The 22,431-nt window shown below is 69.4% G+C and carries 22 protein-coding genes; 8 read left to right on the forward strand and 14 right to left on the reverse strand.

Going from position 1 to position 22,431, the window contains the following annotated elements:
- Positions 1-66: 66 nt before the first annotated feature.
- From ispD to AC1PK7_RS12615, 7 genes are all read right to left on the reverse strand, one after another.
- Complete coding sequence (gene ispD / locus AC1PK7_RS12585) at positions 67-768, reverse strand: 2-C-methyl-D-erythritol 4-phosphate cytidylyltransferase (protein ID WP_481098349.1); 702 nt, start codon at positions 766-768, stop codon at positions 67-69.
- On the reverse strand, positions 768-1,127 hold the full coding sequence (gene ftsB, locus AC1PK7_RS12590) for a cell division protein FtsB (protein ID WP_481098350.1): 360 nt from the start codon (positions 1,125-1,127) through the stop codon (positions 768-770). The genes ispD and ftsB overlap by 1 nt, the downstream gene beginning before the upstream one ends.
- 3 nt (positions 1,128-1,130) lie before the next feature.
- A complete protein-coding gene (gene eno, locus AC1PK7_RS12595; protein ID WP_043095786.1) occupies positions 1,131-2,423 on the reverse strand; it encodes a phosphopyruvate hydratase in 1,293 nt (430 codons plus the stop codon).
- A 99-nt stretch (positions 2,424-2,522) separates the two neighbouring features.
- Positions 2,523-2,852 (reverse strand): hypothetical protein, encoded by a 330-nt coding sequence (locus AC1PK7_RS12600; RefSeq protein ID WP_481098351.1) that lies wholly within the window; start codon positions 2,850-2,852, stop codon positions 2,523-2,525.
- A 7-nt stretch (positions 2,853-2,859) separates the two neighbouring features.
- Positions 2,860-3,690 carry a 3-deoxy-8-phosphooctulonate synthase gene (gene kdsA, locus AC1PK7_RS12605; protein ID WP_481098352.1) on the reverse strand — a complete coding sequence of 277 codons (831 nt, stop codon included), beginning with the start codon at positions 3,688-3,690 and terminating at the stop codon, positions 2,860-2,862.
- Between the two features lie 251 nt (positions 3,691-3,941).
- Positions 3,942-5,606 carry a CTP synthase gene (locus AC1PK7_RS12610; RefSeq protein ID WP_019799956.1) on the reverse strand — a complete coding sequence of 555 codons (1,665 nt, stop codon included), beginning with the start codon at positions 5,604-5,606 and terminating at the stop codon, positions 3,942-3,944.
- A gap of 137 nt (positions 5,607-5,743) precedes the next feature.
- Complete coding sequence (locus tag AC1PK7_RS12615) at positions 5,744-5,998, reverse strand: hypothetical protein (RefSeq protein WP_481098353.1); 255 nt, start codon at positions 5,996-5,998, stop codon at positions 5,744-5,746.
- A 165-nt stretch (positions 5,999-6,163) separates the two neighbouring features.
- Here AC1PK7_RS12615 and parE point away from each other — a divergent pair, with 165 nt between their 5' ends.
- Positions 6,164-8,053, forward strand: a complete 1,890-nt coding sequence (gene parE, locus AC1PK7_RS12620; protein WP_481098354.1) for a DNA topoisomerase IV subunit B — start codon at positions 6,164-6,166, stop codon at positions 8,051-8,053.
- 187 nt (positions 8,054-8,240) lie between these two features.
- Here parE and AC1PK7_RS12625 read toward each other — a convergent pair whose 3' ends face one another.
- Positions 8,241-9,053 carry a CDP-diacylglycerol diphosphatase gene (locus AC1PK7_RS12625; protein ID WP_481098355.1) on the reverse strand — a complete coding sequence of 271 codons (813 nt, stop codon included), beginning with the start codon at positions 9,051-9,053 and terminating at the stop codon, positions 8,241-8,243.
- Between the two features lie 207 nt (positions 9,054-9,260).
- Here AC1PK7_RS12625 and AC1PK7_RS12630 point away from each other — a divergent pair, with 207 nt between their 5' ends.
- A complete protein-coding gene (locus tag AC1PK7_RS12630) occupies positions 9,261-10,712 on the forward strand; it encodes a S10 family peptidase (protein ID WP_481100893.1) in 1,452 nt (483 codons plus the stop codon).
- Positions 10,713-10,912: 200 nt separating this feature from the next.
- On the opposite strand, the gene AC1PK7_RS12635 is transcribed toward AC1PK7_RS12630, so the two are convergent.
- Together AC1PK7_RS12635 and AC1PK7_RS12640 are read right to left on the reverse strand one after the other, a co-directional pair.
- Positions 10,913-12,034 (reverse strand): inorganic phosphate transporter, encoded by a 1,122-nt coding sequence (locus AC1PK7_RS12635; RefSeq protein WP_371182479.1) that lies wholly within the window; start codon positions 12,032-12,034, stop codon positions 10,913-10,915.
- Positions 12,035-12,119: 85 nt separating this feature from the next.
- Positions 12,120-12,746, reverse strand: a complete 627-nt coding sequence (locus AC1PK7_RS12640; RefSeq protein WP_010343421.1) for a DUF47 domain-containing protein — start codon at positions 12,744-12,746, stop codon at positions 12,120-12,122.
- 259 nt (positions 12,747-13,005) lie between these two features.
- Here AC1PK7_RS12640 and AC1PK7_RS12645 point away from each other — a divergent pair, with 259 nt between their 5' ends.
- Positions 13,006-14,349, forward strand: coding sequence for a hemolysin family protein (locus tag AC1PK7_RS12645; protein WP_481098356.1), 1,344 nt, complete (start codon positions 13,006-13,008; stop codon positions 14,347-14,349).
- Positions 14,333-14,995, forward strand: coding sequence for an exopolysaccharide biosynthesis protein (locus AC1PK7_RS12650; RefSeq protein WP_481098357.1), 663 nt, complete (start codon positions 14,333-14,335; stop codon positions 14,993-14,995). The genes AC1PK7_RS12645 and AC1PK7_RS12650 overlap by 17 nt, the downstream gene beginning before the upstream one ends.
- Positions 14,996-15,028: 33 nt before the next feature.
- Here AC1PK7_RS12650 and AC1PK7_RS12655 read toward each other — a convergent pair whose 3' ends face one another.
- Both AC1PK7_RS12655 and AC1PK7_RS12660 read right to left on the reverse strand, forming a co-directional pair.
- On the reverse strand, positions 15,029-15,217 hold the full coding sequence (locus AC1PK7_RS12655; RefSeq protein WP_019802461.1) for a hypothetical protein: 189 nt from the start codon (positions 15,215-15,217) through the stop codon (positions 15,029-15,031).
- 198 nt (positions 15,218-15,415) lie between these two features.
- Positions 15,416-16,414 carry an LLM class flavin-dependent oxidoreductase gene (locus tag AC1PK7_RS12660; RefSeq protein WP_481098358.1) on the reverse strand — a complete coding sequence of 333 codons (999 nt, stop codon included), beginning with the start codon at positions 16,412-16,414 and terminating at the stop codon, positions 15,416-15,418.
- Between the two features lie 482 nt (positions 16,415-16,896).
- Here AC1PK7_RS12660 and AC1PK7_RS12665 point away from each other — a divergent pair, with 482 nt between their 5' ends.
- Positions 16,897-17,703, forward strand: coding sequence for an SDR family oxidoreductase (locus tag AC1PK7_RS12665; RefSeq protein ID WP_481098359.1), 807 nt, complete (start codon positions 16,897-16,899; stop codon positions 17,701-17,703).
- Positions 17,704-17,836: 133 nt separating this feature from the next.
- Here AC1PK7_RS12665 and AC1PK7_RS12670 read toward each other — a convergent pair whose 3' ends face one another.
- Complete coding sequence (locus AC1PK7_RS12670) at positions 17,837-18,574, reverse strand: sulfurtransferase (protein ID WP_481098360.1); 738 nt, start codon at positions 18,572-18,574, stop codon at positions 17,837-17,839.
- Positions 18,575-18,669: 95 nt separating this feature from the next.
- Positions 18,670-19,035, reverse strand: a complete 366-nt coding sequence (locus AC1PK7_RS12675; RefSeq protein ID WP_481098361.1) for a DUF6164 family protein — start codon at positions 19,033-19,035, stop codon at positions 18,670-18,672.
- A gap of 67 nt (positions 19,036-19,102) precedes the next feature.
- Between AC1PK7_RS12675 and AC1PK7_RS12680 the strand changes: the two genes are divergently transcribed.
- The 3 genes from AC1PK7_RS12680 to AC1PK7_RS12690 all read left to right on the forward strand — a co-directional run bounded on the left by AC1PK7_RS12680 (position 19,103) and on the right by AC1PK7_RS12690 (position 22,421).
- Complete coding sequence (locus tag AC1PK7_RS12680; RefSeq protein ID WP_010341042.1) at positions 19,103-19,546, forward strand: FKBP-type peptidyl-prolyl cis-trans isomerase; 444 nt, start codon at positions 19,103-19,105, stop codon at positions 19,544-19,546.
- A 13-nt stretch (positions 19,547-19,559) separates the two neighbouring features.
- Positions 19,560-20,819: a TIGR03862 family flavoprotein gene (locus AC1PK7_RS12685; RefSeq protein ID WP_481100894.1), complete on the forward strand. Its 1,260-nt coding sequence runs from the start codon at positions 19,560-19,562 to the stop codon at positions 20,817-20,819.
- Positions 20,820-20,960: 141 nt separating this feature from the next.
- Positions 20,961-22,421, forward strand: coding sequence for a serine hydrolase domain-containing protein (locus tag AC1PK7_RS12690; RefSeq protein ID WP_481098362.1), 1,461 nt, complete (start codon positions 20,961-20,963; stop codon positions 22,419-22,421).
- The last annotated feature ends 10 nt before the right edge of the window (positions 22,422-22,431 follow it).

Below are 22,431 nucleotides of genomic sequence, written 5' to 3' on the forward strand. Positions count from 1 at the left end.
CCACGAGAAATGAAAAAGGACGGAGCACGCGCCGCGCCACGGCGGCCGCATCCAAGGACAGGTGCATCACGACTGCCGCGCGCGCTGGAACAGTTCGAACTCGAAGCGCGCCAGGTCGGCGGGCGTGGTGACCTTGAAATTGTCTTCGGCGCCTTCCACCAGCAGCGGCCGCAGCCCCAGCAACTCCATCGCCATGGCGTCGTCGGTGACCTCCACGCCGGCCGCGGCGGCTTGCTCCAGCGCGCGGCTCAGTTGCATGCGCCGGAACAGCTGCGGAGTCAGCGCGCGCCACAGGCGCTCGCGCGGCTCGGTGCCGTCGATGCCGCCGTCGTCGCCGGCACGCTTGAGCGTGTCGCGCACCGGCGCGGCCAGGATCGCGCCGACCGGATCGCCGCGTCCCGCTTCCAGCAGCCGGTCCAGGTCGGCCAGCGCCAGGTTCGGTCGCGCCGCATCGTGCACCAGCACGAAATCGTCCGCCTTCACCGACTCAGGCAAGGCCTGCAGCGCGGCCAGCACCGAGCCTGCACGGCTGCTGGCGCCCAGGCAGGTCAGCACCGGCTTGCCGGCCAGTTCGGTCCAGCCCGGCCACAGCGCATCGTCGGCGCCCAGCGCGACCATCGCCCCGGCCACCGCCGGATGCGCCAGCAACGCTTCCAATGCATGCGCCAGCAACGGACGCCCGCCCGCCTGCAGATACTGCTTGGGCGTGGCGCCGCCGAAACGGGTGCCGCGGCCGGCCGCCGGGACCACGGCCCAGACCGTGGCCATCAGGGTTGCTCGCCCGGCGCCGGGGTGACGGGCGCCGGCTGCGCGCCCGCGGCCGTGCCGGCCGGCGTCGGCACCGGCGCGTTCTCGACCACGCGGTAGAACTTTTCGCCCGGCTTGATCATGCCCAGTTCGCTACGCGCGCGCTCCTCGATCGCCGCCTCGCCGTCCTTGAGGTCCTTGACCTCGGCGGCGAGCGCGGCGTTGCGTTGCTGCAGTCCTTCGTTGTCGCGCTTCTGGTGCTCGACCTGGCTTTCGAGCACCAGCACTTCGCCGGAATTGCCCGGGCCGAGCCAGAAACGGTACTGCAGCCACGCCAGCAGTCCCGCCAGCACCAGCAGCAGCCAGCGCCAGTTACGCACGGCTTATCGCTTGAGCGAGACGAAAGCGTCGCGCCCGGCGTAGCGCGCGGCACTGCCCAGCGCTTCCTCGATGCGCAGCAACTGGTTGTACTTGGCCACGCGATCGCTGCGGCACAGCGAGCCGGTCTTGATCTGGGTGGCGGTGGTGGCCACGGCGATGTCGGCGATGGTGGTGTCCTCGGTCTCGCCGGAGCGGTGCGAGACGATGGCCGCGTAGCCGGCCTTGTCGGCCATGGCGATGGCTTCCAGGGTCTCGGTCAGGGTGCCGATCTGGTTGACCTTGATCAGGATCGCGTTGGCGGTGCCGGACTCGATGCCCTGCTTGAAGATCTTCGGGTTGGTCACGAACAGGTCGTCGCCGACCAGTTGCACCTTGCTGCCGATGCGGTCGGTGAGCAGCTTCCAGCCGGCCCAGTCGTCCTCGGCCAGGCCGTCCTCGATGCTGACGATCGGGTACTGCGCGGCCCAGTCGGCGAGGAAGTCGACGAACTGCTCGCTGGTCAGGCGCTTGCCCTCGCCGACCAGATGGTACTTGCCGTTGTCGTAGAACTCGCTGGAGGCCACGTCCAGGCCCAGCAGCACGTCTTCGCCGGCGGTGTAGCCGGCCTTGCCGATCGCTTCGAGGATGGTGTCCAGCGCTTCGACGTTGCTGCGGAAATCCGGGGCGAAGCCGCCTTCGTCGCCGACCGCGGTGGACAGGCCGTGGCCCTTCAGCACCGACTTCAGCGCATGGAAGATCTCGGTGCCGGCGCGCAGCGCCTCGGAGAACGAGGCGGCGCCGACCGGCAGCACCATGAATTCCTGGAAATCGACGTTGTTGTCGGCATGCGCGCCGCCGTTGATGATGTTCATCATCGGCACCGGCAGCGCCAGGTTGGCGGTGTTGCCTGCAGCCAGCGACTGCCACAGCGGCTGCTTGCGCGAGGCGGCAATGGCATGCGCGTTGGCGAGCGAGACGCCGAGCAGCGCGTTGGCGCCGAGGCGGCCCTTGTTCTCGGTGCCGTCCAGGTCGATCAGGCGGCGGTCCAGGCCCTGCTGGTCGGCAGCGTCGAAGCCCTTCAGCGCGCTGGCGATGGTGGTGTTGACGTTCTCCACCGCCTTGCGCACGCCCTTGCCCAGGTAGCGGGTCTTGTCGCCGTCGCGCAGCTCGACCGCTTCCTTGGTTCCGGTGGACGCGCCCGAGGGCACCGCGGCACGACCGAACGAACCGTCCTCCAGGATGACATCGGCTTCCAGCGTGGGATTGCCGCGGCTGTCGAGGATTTCACGGGCGTGGATGCTGCGGATCGTACTCATGGGCGGGCCGGTTACCTGTCAGGAGAGGGGGCGGGGAACGAATGCCGCATGATTATCCCCGCCGGCCCATCACTTGCCAAATCACGCCGCTAACGCGGCTCAGCGGAGGATCGCGGACAGGGGGATCGCCACGATCAGCAGCAGCGCCAGCAGCGCGGCCGCGATGACCGCACAGACGCGTCCCCGCCGCAATCGCCAGCCCTGCACCGCGGCGAGCAGCCCGCCCGCTGCGGAGACCGCCAGCACGCCCAGCGAGGTGAGGATCCACGGACGCATGGCCCGGATGGCGTTGTCGCCATCGCCGGGCACGCCGATGCTGGCGAGGAAGGACAGGACCGTGCCTACCAGGGCGAGCCAGGCCAGCAGCACCAGCAGCAACGCGGCCAGGCCCCACGACCGGCCGCAGCGAGGCGACGAGGTCGACGCCATGCGCACGTCAGGCGAAGCGCGAGAAGCCGTGCTTCTTGGTCACCGCGTCCAGCTCCATCAGCGTTTCCAGCAGCGCCTCCATCTGGTCCAGCGGCCAGGCGTTGGGGCCGTCGGACAACGCCTTGGACGGATCCGGGTGGGTCTCGGCGAACACGCCGGCCACGCCCACGGCCACCGCCGCGCGCGCCAGCACCGGCACGAACTCGCGCTGGCCGCCGGAACTGCCGCCCTGCCCGCCCGGCAACTGCACCGAATGGGTGGCGTCGAACACTACCGGGCAGCCGGTCTCGCGCATCACGCTGAGCGAGCGCATGTCGCTGACCAGGTTGTTGTAGCCGAAGCTGGCGCCGCGCTCGCAGACCATGATCTGCTCGTTGCCGGTGGACTTGGCCTTGTCCACCACCGGCTTCATGTCCCACGGCGACAGGAACTGGCCCTTCTTGATGTTGACCGGCTTGCCGGCGGAGCACACGTTCTTGATGAAGTCGGTCTGCCGCACCAGGAACGCGGGCGTCTGCAGCACGTCGACCACCGCGGCCACTTCGTGCATCGGCGTGTACTCGTGCACGTCGGTCAGCACCGGCACGCCGATCTGCTGCTTCACCGCTTCCAGCACCTTGAGCCCTTCTTCCAGGCCGGGGCCGCGGAAGCTGGTACCGGAAGTGCGGTTGGCCTTGTCGAAGCTGGACTTGAAGATGAAGTTGATGCCCAGCCGGCCGGTGATCTCCTTGAGCCTGCCGGCGACGTCGAGCTGCAGTTGCATCGACTCGATCACGCACGGGCCGGCGATCAGGAACAGCGGCTGGTCCAGGCCGACGTCGAAGCCACACAGTTTCATTGGATCACCTATCGGTTGAGCCTCGTTCCGTTCGGGCACGAGATGTTTGGCGAGGTTACCCCCTCTCCCATCGGGAGAGGGGCTGGGGGTGAGGGTCCGGGCGAAGCCTCATGGAATCAAGCCCCTCTCCCGCCGGGAGAGGGGTTGGGGGTGAGGGTCCGGGCGAAGCCTAGGGAACTCAAACTACGCGAGGCTTCGCCCCGTACCCTCATCCGGCGCTTCGCGCCACCTTCTCCCACAGGGAGAAGGAACTACGCGCGCGCTTCCTTCAACAGCTTCCCACCCGCCTTGCGCTCGCGCGCAGCGCGCACGAAGCCGATGAACAACGGATGGCCGTCGCGCGGCGTGGACAGGAATTCCGGGTGCGCCTGGCAGGCCAGGAACCACGGATGCGTCTCGCGCGGCAGTTCCACCATCTCCACCAGGGTGTCATCCATCGACTTGGCGGCAATCACCAGGCCGGCGTCCTCGAGCTGGGTGCGGTAGCGATTGTTGAACTCGTAACGGTGGCGATGGCGTTCGGCCACCACGTCCTTGCCGTACAGCTCGCGCGCCAGCGTGCCCGGCTTGAGCCGCTGCTCCTGCAGACCCAGGCGCATGGTGCCGCCGAGATCGGACTTCTCGTCGCGCTTCTCGACATCGCCACTGGCGGTGCGCCACTCGGTGATCAGGCCGATCACCGGATACGGCGACTGCCGGTCGTTCTCGGTGCTGTTGGCCGCATCCAGCCCGGCGACATGCCGCGCGTAGTCGACCACCGCGGCCTGCATGCCGTAGCAGATGCCGAAGTACGGCACGCCGTGCTGGCGCGCATAACGCGAGGTCAGCACCTTGCCTTCGAAGCCGCGGTCGCCGAAGCCGCCCGGGACCAGGATGCCGTCCACGTCGGCAAGCGCCGCCATGTCGCTGCCTTCCAGGTCCTGCGCCTCCAGCCACTTCAGGTTGACCTTGGTGCGCTGGCGCAGGCCGCCGTGCTTGAGCGCCTCGCCGACCGACTTGTACGCATCCTGGTGGTCCACGTACTTGCCGACCACGGCGATGGTGACCTCGTCGAGCGGATGCTTGATCGCATCGACCACCGCTTCCCACTCCGACAGGTTGGCCGCGCCGACCTTGTCGCGCAGCTTGAACTGCTCGATGACGATCTCGTCCAGACCCTGCCGGTGCAATTCCAGCGGCATGCCGTAGAGCACGTCGATGTCGGCGGCGCTGATCACCGCGCGCTCGGAGACGTTGGTGAACAGTGCGATCTTGCGCCGCTCCGAATCCGGGATCGCCTGTTCCGAGCGGCACAGCAGCACGTCCGGCTGGATGCCGATCGAGCGCAGTTCCTTGACCGAATGCTGGGTCGGCTTGGTCTTCAGCTCGCCCGCCGCAGCGATGTACGGCACCAGGGTCAGGTGCATGAACATGGCCTTCTCGGCGCCGCGCTCGGTGCGCACCTGGCGGATCGCTTCCAGGAACGGCAGCGACTCGATGTCGCCGACGGTGCCGCCGATCTCGACCAGGGCCACGTCGTAACCGGCGGTGGCTTCATCCACGCAGCGACGGATCTCGTCGGTGATGTGCGGAATCACCTGCACAGTGGCGCCGAGGTAGTCGCCGCGACGCTCCTTGCGGATCACGTTCTCGTAGATGCGCCCGGTGGTGACCGAATTCTTGCGCGACAGCCGCGTGCGCACGAAGCGCTCGTAATGCCCCAGGTCCAGGTCGGTCTCGGCACCGTCGTCGGTGACGTACACCTCGCCGTGCTGGAACGGGCTCATCGTGCCCGGGTCGACGTTGATGTAGGGGTCCAGTTTCATCATCGTGACCGACAGGCCACGTGCTTCGAGAATGGACGCAAGCGAAGCGGCCGCGATGCCCTTGCCAAGCGAGGACACTACGCCGCCGGTAACGAAGATCAGGGGGGTCATGGCTCAAAGGCCTCCCGGAAAGCCATAGTTTAACGGGTGAAGCGGATTTGCCCAAGCGCTTTTGCGCAACAGCCGCCCCACAAAAAAGCGACGCCCCGGGCGACCGGGGCGTCGTGTGCTGGAAACCGTGCGCAAGCTTAAGGCTTGCGCGCTTCCTCTTCCTCTTCCTTCTTCGGCGCGGCCGCATCCTTGCCGGCCTTGTGCTCGGCGGCCGCGGCGGCGCGGCGCTTGACCTTGGCGTCGGCCTCGGCCTTTTCCTTGGCGACCTGCGCCTCGTAGGCGGCGGCACCGGAGGCGGCCGGATCGGCGCTCTGCGCCTGGGCCATCGCGACCGGCACGGCCACCGCGGCGGCGACCAGGGCGGCCAGGGTCAACAGCTTGCGAACGTTCATGGCGGACTCCTTTGGGACGTGCGACGAAGATGTGGGCGACGTCGCGGTTTTTCCAGGGCCAGCGTAGCGTGGAGCCCCCGCACCCGCCCTGAACACCGGCGACGTGCAAAAAACCGCCGCAGACCGCACACTTCCGGATCTGCTTCGCGCCACCTGCTGAGACGCATGAATACCCGCTACAACGCCGCCGACATCGAAGTTCTCTCTGGCCTGGACCCGGTCAAGCGCCGGCCCGGCATGTACACCGACACCGCACGCCCCAACCACCTGGCGCAGGAAGTCATCGACAACGCCGTCGACGAGGCGCTGGCCGGTCACGCCCGGCACATCGAGGTGACGCTGTACAAGGACGGCAGTTGCGAGGTGTCCGACGACGGCCGCGGCATGCCGGTGGACATCCACCCGGAAGAGAAGATCTCCGGCGTCGAACTGATCCTCACCCGGCTGCATGCCGGCGGCAAGTTCAGCGACCGCAACTACACCTTCAGCGGCGGCCTGCACGGCGTCGGCGTCAGCGTGGTCAATGCGCTGTCCACCCGGGTGGAACTGTTCATCAAGCGCGAAGGCAACGAATACCGCATGGCCTTCGCCGACGGCCACGCCGCCTCCAAGCTGGAGATCGTCGGCAGCGTCGGCAAGAAGAACACCGGCACGCGCCTGCGTTTCTGGCCGGACCCGAAGTATTTCGACACGCCGAAATTCGCGGTGCGCGCGCTGCGCCACCTGCTGCGCGCCAAGGCGGTGCTGTGCCCCGGCCTGACCGTCAAGCTGCACGACGAGGCCACCGGCGAGCAGGACACCTGGTATTTCGAGGACGGCCTGCGCGACTACCTGCGCGGCGAACTGGCCGAGCGCGAGTTGCTGCCGGCCGAGCTGTTCGTCGGCAGCCTGAAGAAGGACCGCGAGATCGTCGACTGGGCGGTGGCCTGGGTGGTGGAAGGCGAACTGGTGCAGGAGAGCTACGTCAACCTGATCCCCACCGCGCAGCACGGCACCCACGTCAACGGCCTGCGCAGCGGCCTCACCGATGCGCTGCGCGAGTTCTGCGATTTCCGCAACCTGCTGCCGCGCGGCGTCAAGCTGGCGCCGGAAGACGTGTGGGACCGCGTCGCGTTCGTGCTGTCGCTGAAGATGACCGACCCGCAGTTCAGCGGCCAGACCAAGGAACGCCTGTCCTCGCGCCAGGCCGCCGGCTTCATCGAGGGCGCCGCGCACGATGCCTTCAGCCTGTGGCTGAACCAGAACGTGGAAACCGGCACGCGCATCGCGCAGATCGCCATCGACCGCGCCAGCGCGCGGCTGAAGACCGAGAAGCAGATCGTGCGCAAGAAGGTCACCCAGGGCCCGGCGCTGCCGGGCAAGCTGGCCGACTGCATCAGCCAGGATCTGTCGCGCACCGAACTGTTCCTGGTCGAGGGTGACTCGGCAGGCGGCAGCGCCAAGCAGGCCCGCGACAAGGATTTCCAGGCGATCCTGCCGCTGCGCGGCAAGATCCTCAACACCTGGGAAGTGGCCTCCGGCAGCGTGCTGGCCTCGGAGGAAGTGCACAACCTGGCGATCGCGATCGGCTGCGACCCGGGCAAGGAAGAGATCGACGGCCTGCGCTACGGCAAGGTGGTGATCCTGGCCGACGCCGACTCCGACGGCCTGCACATCGCCACCCTGCTGACCGCGCTGTTCCTGCGCCACTTCCCCGCCCTGGTGCGCGCCGGCCACGTGTTCGTGGCGATGCCGCCGCTGTTCCGCGTGGACGTGGGCAAGCAGGTGTTCTACGCGCTGGACGAGGAGGAGAAGCGCTCGCTGCTGGACAAGATCGAGCGCGAGAAGATCAAGGGCCAGGTCAGCGTCACCCGCTTCAAGGGCCTGGGCGAGATGAATCCGCAGCAGTTGCGCGAATCCACCATCCACCCCGACACCCGGCGCCTGGTGCAGCTGACCGTGGACGACGGCGACCAGACCCGCTCGCTGATGGACATGCTGCTGGCCAAGAAACGCGCCGGCGACCGCAAGCAGTGGCTGGAGACCAAGGGCGACCTGGCGTCGCTGGAGGTCTGAGGCGACGCAAGCGCGGCTGCTTGCTGCCGTCGTAGGAGCGGCTTCAGCCGCGACCTGGCTCTCCCGGGGAACGCCCCGTCGCGGCTGAAGCCGCTCCTACGACGGACGACGACGGCATGCCGGGCTTACGCACCGGCATCCACATTCGTCACGCCGGCCATCCGGTGATCGACTGCCGCTCGGGCGGTCATCCGCGCGCAGGCGCCGCCGGCACCACGCCGGTGCAGTCGTGATCCTGCAGTTCTTCCGCACCGACCCCATCGCCGGGAAGCGCGGTGGCGGCCAGCAGCACGAAGCCGGGGCGGCCATCGAACGCCGCGCCGACCACCGCCAGGGTCTGGTGGGCCATGTGCTGGTGCGGCGGCAGGGCGCGCGCCAGCAAGGTCAGCGGATTCGCATCCAGCGCTTCGCCCTCCAGGCGCATGGCCCGATAGGCGTGCCCGTGGAGCGGCTGCGGCAACGGCGCCCAGGTCGGGCCGATCGCCGCCTGCATCGCCTGCAACTGGTCGCGCACCTGCGGCGCCAGGCAATCGATATGGATATGCAACTGGTCCTGCGAACGCGCCGAGGGCGGATTGATCGTCAGGCTGGTCAGTTCGCGCGGCAGCGGCCGCTGCAACAACCGCTCGACCCGGGTGCGCGCCTGCCAGGCCAGGCCCAGCCAGTTCGGCGCGCCGGCACCGCGCGCGCGCGGATCCTCGATCCCGCTCACCGGCACCGTCGGGATCAGCAGGTATTGGTAGTCGCCGCGCAGATCCTTCATCAAGGCATAGCGTTCGCCTGGCCCGGGATGCACGTCGCTGCAGGGCGCCGGATCGGCGCCGAGCCGCGCCTGCGGCAGGCAACGCGTGCTCACCAATCGCCACAGGCGGTGCCGATCGTGCGCATGCGCATCGTGTGCGGCCGGCGAGTCGGCCACCGGCGGCGGCGCGCTGGCGCAACCGGCCAGCAACACCGCCAGGGATAGGCACAACGGCAGCTGGAAACGAACTGGAGGCATGCGTGACGGATCGGAGTACGGGACTAGCCGAGGATTGTAGCCAGCGCCGATGACCGGCATGGCGCGGCGCGCGGGCGCCGACCATGGCTTTGTGCACATCCGCCGCGCCGGCGCCGCGGCCTAGCATGCCGGCTACCTCCCTGCGAGCGACCGCCCGTGCCGACCTTTCCCTCCGTGCTGCTGGCCGTGCTGCTGGCGGCGACGCCGATGACCGCGGCACTGGCCGCCGATGCCGATGCGGCGAACGCCGACAAGGCCGACAAGCCCGCCGCCGTCGAACCGCCGCCTCTGCCGGCCGACGCCCAGACCAGCCAATCCACCCAGCTCGACGGCCGCACCCTGCGCTATACGGTCAAGGTCGGCACGCTGCCGGTGAAGGACAAGCAGGGCAAGGTCGTCGCCGACGTGGTCTACACCGCCTACACCATGGACGGCAAGGACCGCCCGGTCACCTTCGCGCTCAACGGCGGCCCCGGCGCGGCCTCGGTGTATCTCAACCTGGGCGCGATCGGACCGAAGGTGGTGGCGTTCGGCAGCGAAGGCGACAGCGCGTCCGCGCCGGCGCAACTGCGCGACAACCCCGGCACCTGGCTGGACTTCACCGACCTGGTGTTCATCGACCCGGTCGGCACCGGCTTCAGCCGCTCGCGCATCCCCGACGAGCAGGCCAAGAAACAGTTCTACAACCCGCAGGCCGACATCGAGTACCTCTCGCGCACCATTTACGACTGGCTGCTGAAGAACCAGCGCCTGCAGTCGCGCAAGTATCTGGTCGGCGAAAGCTACGGCGGCTTCCGCGGCCCGCGCATCACCCACTACCTGCAGACCAAGCTCGGCGTGGCGATGAACGGCGTGGTCCTGGTCTCGCCATACCTGAATCCGACCCTGGACGACAACGGCGACGTCTCGCCGCTGCCGTGGATGCTGACCCTGCCGTCGATCGCCGCCGCGCGCCTGGAGCGCGAGGGCAAGCTGACCCCGGAGGCGATGCGCCAGGTGATCGACTACACCCGCGGCGATTACGTCACCGCGCTGCTGCGCGGGCGTTCCGACCCGGCCGGCACCACCCGCATGATCCAGCAGGTGACCGCGATGACCGGTCTCGACCCGGCCTTCGTGCGCCGCGCCGGCGGCCGCCTGGAGACCCAGGCGTACCTGCGCGAGGTGTTCCGCGACAAGGGCGAACTCGGCAGCCGCTACGACTCCAACGTCACCGCCTTCGACCCGTTCCCCAACGCCCCCGAGCAGCGCGCCAACGACCCGCTGCTGGACAGCATCATCGCCCCCACCACCACCGCGATGGTCGATTTCGTGACCCGCGTGGTCGGCTGGAAGGTCGACGCCCGCTACGAAGCGCTGAACTACGACGTGAACCGGCTGTGGGACTGGGACGACGAACTGCGCAAGGGCTCGGTGACGCAACTGCGCCAGGCGGTGGCGATCGACCCGAAACTGCGCGTGCTGATCGTGCACGGCTGGAACGACCTGTCGTGCCCGTTCATGGGCTCGGTGCTGACCGTGGATCAAATGCCGGTAATGGGCAACGACCCGACCCGCGTGCAGGTCAAGAACTACCCCGGCGGCCACATGTTCTACAACCGCGCCGACAGCCAGCGCGCATTGCGGCAGGACGTTCTGGCGATGTATCGGGCGAATTAGCGGGGATTAGGCATTCGGGATTGGGGATTCGCTAAGGCGGGTTCCCGGCACTGGAAGCGGGATTGGAGAGTTGGGATTCGGGATTCGCGATAGCCGCGCCTCGGCTGTGCCCCGCTGCAGTGCGGCGGATGGGGATATCGGGCTAGCCGGGAACCCGCTTTAGCGAATCCCCAATCCCGACTCCCCAATCCCTGCTCCACTCACACCCACCCAGCCAAGGCGAATCCGCGGAAAATCAGATACGCCACGCCGGCGGCGGCGGGGATGGTGAGGATCCAGGCCCAGACGATGCGTTCGATGACGCCGAAGCGCAGCGAGCGCGGGTTCTTGGCGAAGCCCACGCCCATGATCGCGGTGGAGATGCTGTGGGTGGTGGACACCGGCATGCCGAAGTGCGCGGCCAGGGTCAGGATCGTGGCCGAGCTGGTCTCCGCGGCGAAGCCGTGGATCGGATGCAGCTTGACCATCTTGTGGCCCAGGGTCTTGATGATCTTCCAGCCGCCGGAGGCGGTGCCGGCGGCCATCACCACCGCGCAGGTCAGCACGATCCAGGTGGCGATGCCTTGCCCCTGATGGGCGTCGGGATGCAGGAACGCCAGCCACGACGGCAGGTCGTCCAGGGCGCCGGTGCTCTGCGCGCCGATCAGGGTCATGGCGATGATGCCCATGGTCTTCTGCGCGTCGTTGTGGCCGTGCGCGTAGCCCATGTACGCGGCCGAGGCGATCTGCGCCTTGCCGAAGAAGGCGTTGACCCAGCGCGGCCGCGCCAGCCGCCCGAGCGGGCCGCCGAGCTTGGCCAGGCCGGCGATCGCCGCCCACAGCAGCAGCATCACCGCGATGCCGAGCAGGAAGCCGGCGATCGGCGAGGTGACCATCGGCACGAACACCTTCCACAGCAGGCCCTTGTTCTTGGCCCAGTCGCCCACGGTCTGCGACCAGATCAGCGCATCCCAGTCGTTGTGCGCCGCGGCCAGGCCGGCGCCGCACAGGCCGCCGATCAACGCGTGCGAGGACGAGGACGGCAGGCCCTTCCACCAGGTGATCAGGTTCCAGACGATGCCGCCGAGCAGCGCGCACAGCACCACCTGCGGGGTCACCGCGACCACGTCGGTGTTGAGCAGGCCGGAGGCGATCGTCATCGCCACCGCGGTGCCGGTCAGCGCGCCGACCAGGTTCATCGCCGCGGCCAGCATCACCGCCCAGCCGGGGCTGAGCACCTTGGTGGCGACCACCGTGGCGATCGAGTTGGCGGTGTCGTGGAAGCCGTTGATGAATTCGAACACCAGCGCCGCCAGGATCACGATCAGGACCAGGCTCAGCATCGGCGCGCCTCCACGCACGCGGCGGCGGCGGCCGGCGCGCGCAGGGCGCGACGGCCGCGCAGGCAGCAACTCCGCAGCGCGTCCATCAGGAGTTCTTCAGCACGATCTGGTAGACCACCACGCCGGCCTCGCGGCAACGGTCGATGGCCTTCTCCAGGATTTCGAAGAACTCCTTGAGCAGGAACATCTGCAGGTTGTCCAGGCGGCCGGAGTAGATGTCGCGGTACAGCTCCAGCATCAGCCGGTCGGCCTCGTTCTCCAGCGAGCGCAGCTTGTCGTTGAGCGCGCTCATCCGGTCCAGGTGCATGTTGCGCAGGTCGTGGACCATCTCCACCACCACCGCCGCGGCCTGCTCCAGCATCGCCGCGCGCGGGGCGAAATCGATATGCTCCAGGTGCTGGATCGCCAGCGAGTAGCGGTCGGCGAACTTCTCCACCTGCTTGGGGATCTTGTACAGCGCCGAGCCCAGCGCCTCGATGTCCTCGCGCTCGATCGGGGTCATGAAGCTGTCCACCAGCGCCTGGCCGATCTTGTCCGAGGCCGCGCGCTCGCGCAGGCGCGCCAGCTTGAAGGCGTCCAGCGCCGGCTGCCGGTCGGACTCGCGCATCATCGCGTGCAGGGCCTTGGTGCTGTCGTAGGCGGCCTGTGCCGCCTCGTCGAGCAGGGTGTAGAACTGCTTGCCGGAACCGAAGATGGTCTGCAACGAAAACATGCAACGCGCTTCCCGCCGTCGCGGGAAGGACGGCACTAGGGCGGAATTATGACTGTTTGCTGACACCTGCGGATAGTCGCGGCCGCTGGGCAGGCCCGGGCCATGTGGGCGCGGCGTGGACGCGGCCCCCGCCCGGGTTTGTTACCATCGCCGCCGCGCCCTTCGCGGGTGCACCCTATGGACGACCACCCCACACCCCCTCCCCCGCGCCGCAACGGCGCCCATGTCCCCGCTTTCCTTGGCGCCAAGGAGCGCGCGCATGCTTGAACTGTTGATCGTTGCAGCCCTCATCCTGCTCAACGGTTTCTTCGCGATGTCCGAGATGTCGCTGATGACCTCGCGCAAGAGCCGGCTGAAGCAGATGTCCCAGTCCAGCACGCGCGCGGCCAAGGCCCTGGCGCTGGCCGAGAACCCCGAGCACTTCCTGTCCACCGTGCAGATCGGCATCACCGCCATCGGCATCCTGACCGGTGTCTTCGGCGGCCAGGCCATGGGCGTGGCGATCGCGGCCAAGCTGCAGGCGCTGTTCCCGGCGCTGGCGGCCAACTTCACCCTGTTCGGCGACCCGCAGCCGTGGTCGGCGCTGATCGGCAAGACCCTGGCGATCGTGCTGATCACCTTCCTGACGCTGATCTTCGGCGAACTGGTGCCCAAACGCCTGGCCCTGACCCGATCGGAGGTCATCGCCGGCTTCGTCGCCATTCCCATGGGCTGGCTGGCCCGGGCCGCCGCGCCGTTCGTCTGGGTGCTGTCGCGCTCGACCCGGCTGGTGCTGCGCCTGCTCGGCCTGGGCAAGGAGGAATCGGCCTCGGTGACCGAAGAGGAGATCCGCATGCTGGTGGCCGAGAGCCACGAGGCGGGCGTGATCGACGCGCACGAGCGCGACATGATGAACCGGGTCATGCGCCTGGGCGACCGCACCGCCGACAGCCTGATGACCCCGCGCAACCGCATCGCCTGGCTCGACGCCAACGCCGAGCCGCAACGCAACCTGCAGGTGATGCGCGAACACGAGTTTTCGCGCTACCCGGTGTACCGCGGCAGCGACCAGGACATCGCCGGCGTGCTGGAGGTGAAATCGCTGGTCACGCGCATGGACGGCGACGCCACCCAGCTGTTCCAGAGCCTGCGCGACACCCTGTTCGTGTCCGAGTCCACCCACGCGATGAAGCTGTTGGAGATCTTCCGCGAGGAACAGCAGTCGATGGCGCTGGTGGTGGACGAGTACGGCGAGATCCAGGGCCTGGTGACGATCAGCGACCTGATGGGCGCGGTGGTCGGGCGCCTGCAATCGGCCGACACCGCCGACGAGGACGCGCTGGTGATAACCCGCGCCGACGGCTCGCTGCTGATCGACGGCTCGCTGGCGATCGAGGAATTGCGCGAGCTGCTAGGCGGCGCCGAACTGCCCAGCGCCGAGGAAGGCGACTACAACACCCTGGCCGGGCTGTGCATCTACTACTTCGGGCGCATCCCGCACGCCGGCGAGTTCTTCGACTGGGCGGGCTGGCGCATCGAGATCGTCGACCTGGACGGCGCGCGCGTGGACAAGCTGCTGCTGCGCAGGCTGCAGGACGAGAACAGCGATGACATCACCGGGTGACGCGCCCGGCGGTGCGCCGCGCGACGGCGACCACGGCTACAGCGCCGAGGGCATCCGCACCCTGCTCGACACCTTCGTCCTGGGCGACCCGGACGAACACCTGCGGCTGCGGCTGATCCTCGCCGATCTGCAGCAGAGCGCGTTCGGCGTATTCCTGTTCGTGGCGATCCTGCCCGCATTCCTGCCGGTGCCGGGCCTGGCCGGCGGCATCAGCGGGCCGCTGGTGACGCTGATCGGCCTACAGATGCTGATCGGGCTGCGCAAACCGTGGTTGCCGCGCTTCATCGGCGAGCGCGGGCCGCGCCGCCGCACCATGCAGCGCTTCGTCGGCCGCATCGCGCCGTGGCTGCGACGCCTGGACCGGCTGCTCAAGCCCCGCCTGCCAATGCTGGTCGACACTCTGCCGGCGCGTGCGTTCAGCGGCCTGCTGTTGGTCGTCCTGGGGATCCTGCTGTCGCTTCCGATCCCGTTCACCAACTACGCTTTCGGCGCGATGCTGCTGCTGTTCGCGCTGGCGTTGCTGGAACGGGACGGTGGGCTGATGCTGCTGTCGTGGCTGGGCAGCATCGCCGTGGCGCTGAGCCTGGGATTGGCCTCGGACCAGGTGGTCGACCTGGGCCGGGAATGGATGCAGAAGCTGCGCTGACGCATCGCGGCGGCAGCGCGCAGCGCCACCCGCTCACTTCACCAGGTACAGCCCCGTCTCGTTGGCGAACACGTTGCGCATGTGCGCCTGGCGCGGCGAGGCGTTCTGGGTCGATCGCTCGGTCGCCTGGCCGCGGACGCGCTCCAGGCATTTGCTCAGCTGTTGCAGTGCCGCCTCCAGTCCACATTCGTGCACCGGCGCCATCGGATGTTGTGCGTTCATTGCCGATCCCCTGTTCGCGTCGTTGTACGGCCATGTCCTGGGCCGAACGCCACGCTGATGCGTGACGCGCCACGATCACATACCGGGCAAAATCAAGACATCGTGAAAGCAGCGCGTGCTGTGATGTGCATCAACAGGAGTGCGGCGTTTCTCGCCGAGGTGCGTCTGCGCTCGTAGACACCCGCGCAAATGCACGTATCAGGCGGCCGCTGCGACCTGCGTCCATGCCTCCGCCGTCAATTGGAACGAGCGCAAGCGGGCCGCGTGATCGTGGATGTTCGCGGTCAACAGCAGCTCGTCCGGGCGGTGCCGCGCGACGAAGTCCGACAGGCCCTGTGCGACCGTGTCGGGATCGCCGAGCACGGTGCAGGCCAGCGCCCGTTCAACACCCAACTTCTCGTGCGGCGCCCAGAACGTCTCGATGTCGTCGATCGGCGGCGGAATCAGCCCGGGACGGCCGCGACGCAGGTTGACGAAGCTCTGTTGCTGGGTGGTGAACACGCGCCGCGCCTCTTCGGTGGACGCGGCGGCCACCACGTTCAAGGCCAGCACCGCATACGGCGCCTGCAGACGCGGCGATGCGCGGAACTCGCGGCGATACACCGCCAGTGCCTCGTCCATCGCGTCCGGCGCAAAATGCGAGGCGAAGGCGAACGGCAGGCCCATCGCCGCGGCCAGGCGCGCGCTGAACAGGCTGGAGCCGAGCAGCCATATCGGCACCTCGATGCCGGCGCCGGGCACGGCGCGCACGAGTTGCCCGTCCACCGCCGGCTCGAAATAACGCAGCAGTTCAGCGACGTCGTGCGGGAACTGGTCGGCGCTGTCGAAGTAGCGGCGCAACGCGCGCGCCGTGGCCTGGTCGGTGCCGGGCGCGCGGCCCAGGCCCAGGTCGATGCGTCCGGGATACAGCGAGGCCAGGGTGCCGAACTGCTCGGCCACCTGCAGCGGCGCGTGGTTGGGCAGCATGATGCCGCCGGCGCCGACGCGGATGCGCTTGGTACCGCCGGCCACATGCCCGATCAGCACCGCGGTAGCGGCGCTGGCGATGCCGGGCATGTTGTGGTGCTCGGCCAGCCAGTAGCGATGGTAGCCCCAGCGTTCGGCGTGCTGGGCCAGATCCAGCATGTTGGCGAAGGCGGCGCTGGTGTCGCTGCCTTCGCAGACCGGGGCGAGGTCGAGGATGGAGATCGGCATCATGGTGCGGCGGGTTCCTGCAGGCGATGCGGACGAGGTGGGGACGATGGTTGCCGATTGCAGCGGCCGTGGCCGGAACGCTGATTTGCGCTGGGTGTTGGGTGTTGGTGTGTGCATCGGGCAGGACGCTTGGCTGGCGGTCGTACCCTCACCCCAACCCCTCTCCCGAGGGGAGAGGGGCTTTGGCTTGTTCCTTCTCCCACCGGGAGAAGGTGCCCCGCAGGGGCGGATGAGGGTCCGGGCGAAGCCTCGCATCACCAGATCCACGCGAGCGCTGCGCGCTCCGTACCCTCACCCCAACCCCTCTCCCGGTGGGAGAGGGGCTTTGGCATCTTCCTTCTCCCGCCGGGAGAAGGTGCCCCGAAGGGGCGGATGAGGGTACGGGCGAAGCCTCGCATCATCAGATCAACGCAAGCGCCACTACCACATTGGTTGCACAGCGCGCTGGCTAGGCTGACACCCCTGCCCTCGCCCGGTCGCCCCCCATGTCGCTGATCCCGCCGCCCGCCCCCGTTCCCGCCCTGCCCTTGCGCGACCGTGTGGTGCTGGTCACCGGAGGCGCGCAAGGCATCGGCCGCGGCGTGGTGCAGGCGGTGCTGGGGGCTGGCGGCAAGGTCGTGTTTTGCGATCTCGACGCCGACGCCGGGCGGGCCTGCGTGACCGAACTGGAGGCCGGCGAGCGCCTGCTGTTCCGCCGCGTCGACGTGGCCGCCGAGGCCAGCGTGCGCCGCTTCATCGAGGCCGCACTGGCCCGGTTCGGTCGCATCGACGGGCTGGTCAACAACGCCGGCATCGCCGATCCACACACCGGACCGCTGGAACGGCTGTCGCTGCGCGAGTGGAACCGACGGCTCGGCGCCAGCCTGGGCGGCGCGTTCCTGTGCAGCAAGCACGCCTTGCCGGCGTTGCGCAACAGCCGCGGCGGCGGCGCCATCATCAACATCGCCTCCACCCGCGCGCAGCAGTCCGAACCGGACACCGAGGCCTACGCCGCGTCCAAGGGCGGGCTGGTGGCCTTCACCCACGCGCTGGCAATCAGCGCCGGGCCGGCGGTGCGGGTCAACTGCATCAGCCCCGGCTGGATCGCGACCGACGCCTGGCGCAAGCCGAATGCGCGGCGCACGCCCAAGCTGTCGCGGCAGGACCATGCGCAGCACCCGGCCGGGCGAGTCGGCACGCCGCCGGACATCGGCGCCCTGGCGGTCTATCTGCTGTCGGCACAGGCCGGCTTCATCACCGGCCAGGAGTTCGTGGTCGACGGCGGGATGACGCGCAAGATGCAGTACGCCTGACGGCGTGGGGATTGGGGATTCGGGATTGGGGATTCGTTAAAGCGGGTGTTGCCTTACCTGACGGGCCACTTGCATAGCTGGCAGCAACCCGCCTTTGCCAATCCCCAATCCCGACTCCCCAATCCCGCGACAATCAGCCGCCCACCAGCGGCTCCAACTGTGGATCCAGCGCCACGCGTTCGTCGAAGACGAAGCAGCGGCCGTCGTAGCCCTCGCCGCCCACTTCCTCGAAGTAGCCGAGGATGCCGCCGTCCAGTTGCAACACGTTGTCCATGCCGTCGGCGCGCATCCACAGCGCCGCCTTTTCGCAGCGGATGCCGCCGGTGCAGAAGCTGACCACGGTGGCGTCGGCCAGGGCCGCGCGATGGGGGGCCAGCGCCTCCGGCAGGTCGGTGAACTTGACGATCGGCAGGGTCAGCGCGCCGGCGAAGGTGCCGTAGACCACTTCCTGCGCATTGCGCGTGTCCAGCAGCACCACGCGCCGGCAGGTGTCGTCGTGCCCCTGGCGCAGCCAGCGCTGCAAGGTGGCCGGCGCCACCGCCGGTGCGCGCGCCGCCTCCAGCGGCGAGGCGGCGTCGCGACGGAAGCTGATGATCTCCGGCTTGACCTTGACCTTCAGCCGCGCGAACGGCTGCTGTGCGCTGGTGCTGGACTTGACGCGCAGGTCGGCGAAGCGCGGATCGGCACGCAACTGCGCGTAGAAGCCGTCGATCGCCGCCGGCGCGCCGGCCAGGAACAGGTTGATGCCCTCGCCTGCCACCAGGATCGTGCCGCGCAGGTCGCCGTCCTGCGCCCAGGCATGCAGCTGTGCGGCGAGCGCGTCGGGGTCGGCGATGGCGACGAAGTGATAGGCGGCGGTGTTGGCGATCATCGGCGCATTTTAGAGCCTGCGGCGCATGCCCGCTGCAGGAAACGGCCGCCCCAGCGCACACGGCACCTCGGCGACGCGTGTTGCAGCGCGCGCCGCTAGCCGCGCAGCAGCAGGAACGGCAGCAGCACCAGCGAAGCGACCAGCAGCATGCCCAGCAGCGTCGCCAGCACGAACAGCGGGCGCCGCCGCAACAGGCTGGCGAAGGTCTCGGCGCTGCCGTCGCGCAACGCCGCGGCGCGCTCGGCGCGGGCGCGTTGGCCACGTTCGGCCTGGTACTCGGCCAGCAGCGCCTTGGCGCGCGCCTGCTCGGCGTCCTCGCGCAGCCAGATGCCGCCGGCGGAGATGCCGAAGGTGCCGGCGCGGGTTTCGTAGTAGCCGATGCCGGCGGTATCGAGCAGCGCGCAGACCTCGGCGCGTTCGTCGTCGGGCACGTGGCGCAGGTTGAGCAGCAGTTTGGCCATGCGCCGCATGATAGCCGCTGCGGCGATGCGCTACCCTTGCACGCCCTGCCCGCCGTGGACGTCCCGCATGCGCCGAATCCTGCTGCTGTTGAGCCTTTCGTTGCCGGCGTGGCTGCTGAGCGGCTGCACGCCGCCGGGGCCGCCGCCCGGCGGCAGCATCGCCGCGTTCCAGGCCACCGACGAGCGCGTCGGCGACGGCGCCGAGGCGCGCCCCGGCAGCCGCGTCACCGTGCACTACACCGGCTGGCTGTACGACGAGCACGCCAAGGACAAGCGCGGCGAGAAGTTCGATGCCTCCGCCGACCACGGCCAGCCCTTCAGCTTCGTGCTGGGCGGCGGCCAGGTGATCCGCGGCTGGGACGAGGGCGTGGCCGGCATGCGCGTGGGCGGCAAGCGCCTGCTGATGCTGCCGTCGGACTACGGCTACGGCGACAGCGGCGCCGGCGGGGTGATCCCGCCGGGCGCCTCGTTGGTGTTCGAGGTCGAACTGCTCGATGTCCAGCCGCGTTGAGCCGACTGCGCCGATGCCCGCCAGCAAGCACGCCGCGCCGGTGCGCGGCCGTCTCGTCATCGTCGGCGGCGGCCCGGCCGGGCTGATCGCCGCCGAGACCGCGCGTGCCGCCGGCGCCGAGGTCGACGTGTACGAGGCCAAGGGCTCGGTGGGACGCAAGTTCCTGATCGCCGGCAAGGGCGGCCTCAACCTGACCCACTCCGATCCGTTCGAACGCTTCGTCGCCCGCTATCGCGAACGCGCGACCGCGGTCGGCGACTGGCTGGCCGACTTCGATGCCGACGCGCTGCGCGCCTGGGCGCAGGCGCAGGGCGTGGAGACCTACGTCGGCAGCTCCGGCCGGGTGTTCCCGCTGGACCGCAAGGCCGCGCCGCTGCTGCGCGGCTGGGTGCGGCGGTTGAAGGAGGCCGGCGTGCGCTTCCACGTGCAGCAGCGCTGGCTGGGCTGGGCCGCGGACGGCGCGCTGCGCTTCGCCAGCGCCGATGGCGAGCAGCGCGTGCAGGCCAATGCCTGCGTGCTGGCGCTGGGCGGCGGCAGCTGGCCGCAGCTCGGCTCCGACGGCGCCTGGCAGGACACGCTGCGCGCGCGCGGCGTGGAGGTGGCGCCGCTGCAGCCGGCCAACTGCGGCTTCGACGTGAAGTGGAGCGCGCATTTCCGCGAACGCCATGCCGGCGCGCCGCTGAAGCCGGTGGTCGCGCACTGGCACGATGCGCAGGGCCAGGCGCAGTCGCTGCAGGGCGAATGCGTGGTCGGCGAACACGGCATCGAAGGCAGCCTGATCTATGCGCTGGCCGCGGACCTGCGCGAGGCCATCGCCGCGCACGGCCCGGCCACGCTGTGGCTGGACCTGGCGCCCGGCCGGGATCTGCCGCGGCTGCAGGCCGAACTGGGCAAGCCGCGCGGCGGCCGCAGCTTCGGCGAGCATCTGCGCCGCCAGGCCGGCATCGACGGGGTCAAGGCCGCGCTGCTGTTCGAGATCCTCGGCAAGCAGGCCGGCCAGGATCCGGCGCTGGCCGCGGCCACGCTCAAGCGCCTGCCGCTGACCCTGCTGCGCCCGCGCCCGCTGGCCGAGGCGATCAGCAGCGCCGGCGGCGTGCGCCTGGAGGCGCTGGATGCGCACCTGATGCTGCAGGCGCTGCCCGGCACCTTCTGCGCCGGCGAAATGCTCGACTGGGAAGCGCCGACCGGCGGCTACCTGCTCACCGCGTGCTTCGCCAGCGGCGTGCGCGCCGGGCGCGGCGCGGTGGCCTGGCTGCAACGCGCCACGCGCTGAGCGACATCGGCACGGCGACTGGCCGGAACGCCCAGTGACCTTCGGGCCTGTCGTCGCCATCGCCGCAGCACGTATTCCTGCACGGACGTGGCGACCGCGGCTGTCTCGCGGTTCCAGCTCACCTGCCGCCTGGAGCGACGCATGCGCCCATCGATCCTGTTCTGCGCACTTGGCCTGGCCGGCAACGTCGTGGCCGCGAGTGCCGCGCCCAGCACCAGCCCGAAGGTCCGGCAGGTCGAGCATGGCCTGCTGCCGGCCGTCGTCACCCAGGACCAGGCGGGCGGGCAGTTGTCGCTGCTCGACCAGATGGACGCGCTGCACGTCCCGGGCGTGGCGATCGCGGTGATCCAGCGTGGCCGCGTCGCCTGGGCCAAGGGCTATGGCGTCACCGCCAGCGGCGGGGCCGCGGTCGATGCCAGGACCCTGTTCCAGGCCGGCTCGGTGAGCAAGCCGGTGGCGGCGATGGCGGCCTTGTCCCTGGTCCAGGACGGACGCGTGGCGCTGGACGCCCCGGTCAATGCGCGCCTGACCTCGTGGACCCTGCCCGATGCCGCCGACAGCCACGACCATCCGGTGACCCTGCGTCAGCTGCTGTCGCACACCGCCGGCACCAGCGTGCACGGTTTCGATGGCTACGCCCACGGCGCCGCCGTGCCCACCCTGCAGCAGGTGCTCGACGGCCAGGCGCCCGCGAACTCGGCGCCGGTGCGGGTGGAGGCGCCGGTCGGGGTGCGCTACCGCTATTCGGGCGGCGGCTACACGGTGATGCAGCAGTTGCTGATCGACGTCGGCGGGCAGGACTTTCCGACGCTGCTGCAGCAGCGCGTGCTGGCGCCGCTGCGCATGCGCGCCAGCAGTTTCCGCCAACCGCTGCCCGCACGCGATCTGGCGCACGCGGCGCAACCGCACGATGCCAATGGCGCACCGGTGGCAGGCGGCCCACACACCTACCCGGAACTGGCCGCGGCCGGCCTGTGGACCAACGCGCAGGACCTGGCGCGCTATGCGATCGAACTGTGCGATGCGCAGGCCGGCCGCGGCCGCGTGCTGTCCGCCGCCAGCGCGCGCGCCATGATGACCCCGGTGCGGGATGGCTACGGCCTGGGCCTGAACATCGGCGGCGCCGGCGCGCGCAAGTACGTCTATCACGACGGCTCCAACGCTGGCTACAAGGCCACGCTGGTGGTGTATCCGCAGGGATGCGATGGCGCGGTGGTGCTGAGCAATGGCGACCAGGGCTACCAGTTGGGTCTGGAGATCGTGCGCGCCATCGCCGCGGCCTACGCCTGGCCGGACTTCCAGCCGGTCCGGCGCACTGCCGTCGCGCTGGACATCGCCGCGCAGCGGCGCTTCGTCGGCAGTTTCGCCATTCCCGAACTGGGCACGTTCCGGATCCGCGAAGCGCAGGGCAGCCTGCTGATGGAACTGCGCAAGGATCAGGCGTATCCGCTGATTCCCGCGTCGGATCACGCATTCTTCCTGAGCGCGCAGGACATCGTCATCCGCTTCGATACGCCCGGCGATGCCGACCAGGGCACGCTCGACGCCGATGGCGGGCACTATCCGTTCCGGCGCGTGGCCGCGGACAGCGCCGTACCGTAGCCAGTGCCGG

Source organism: Xanthomonas sp. NCPPB 3174 (assembly GCF_056725205.1).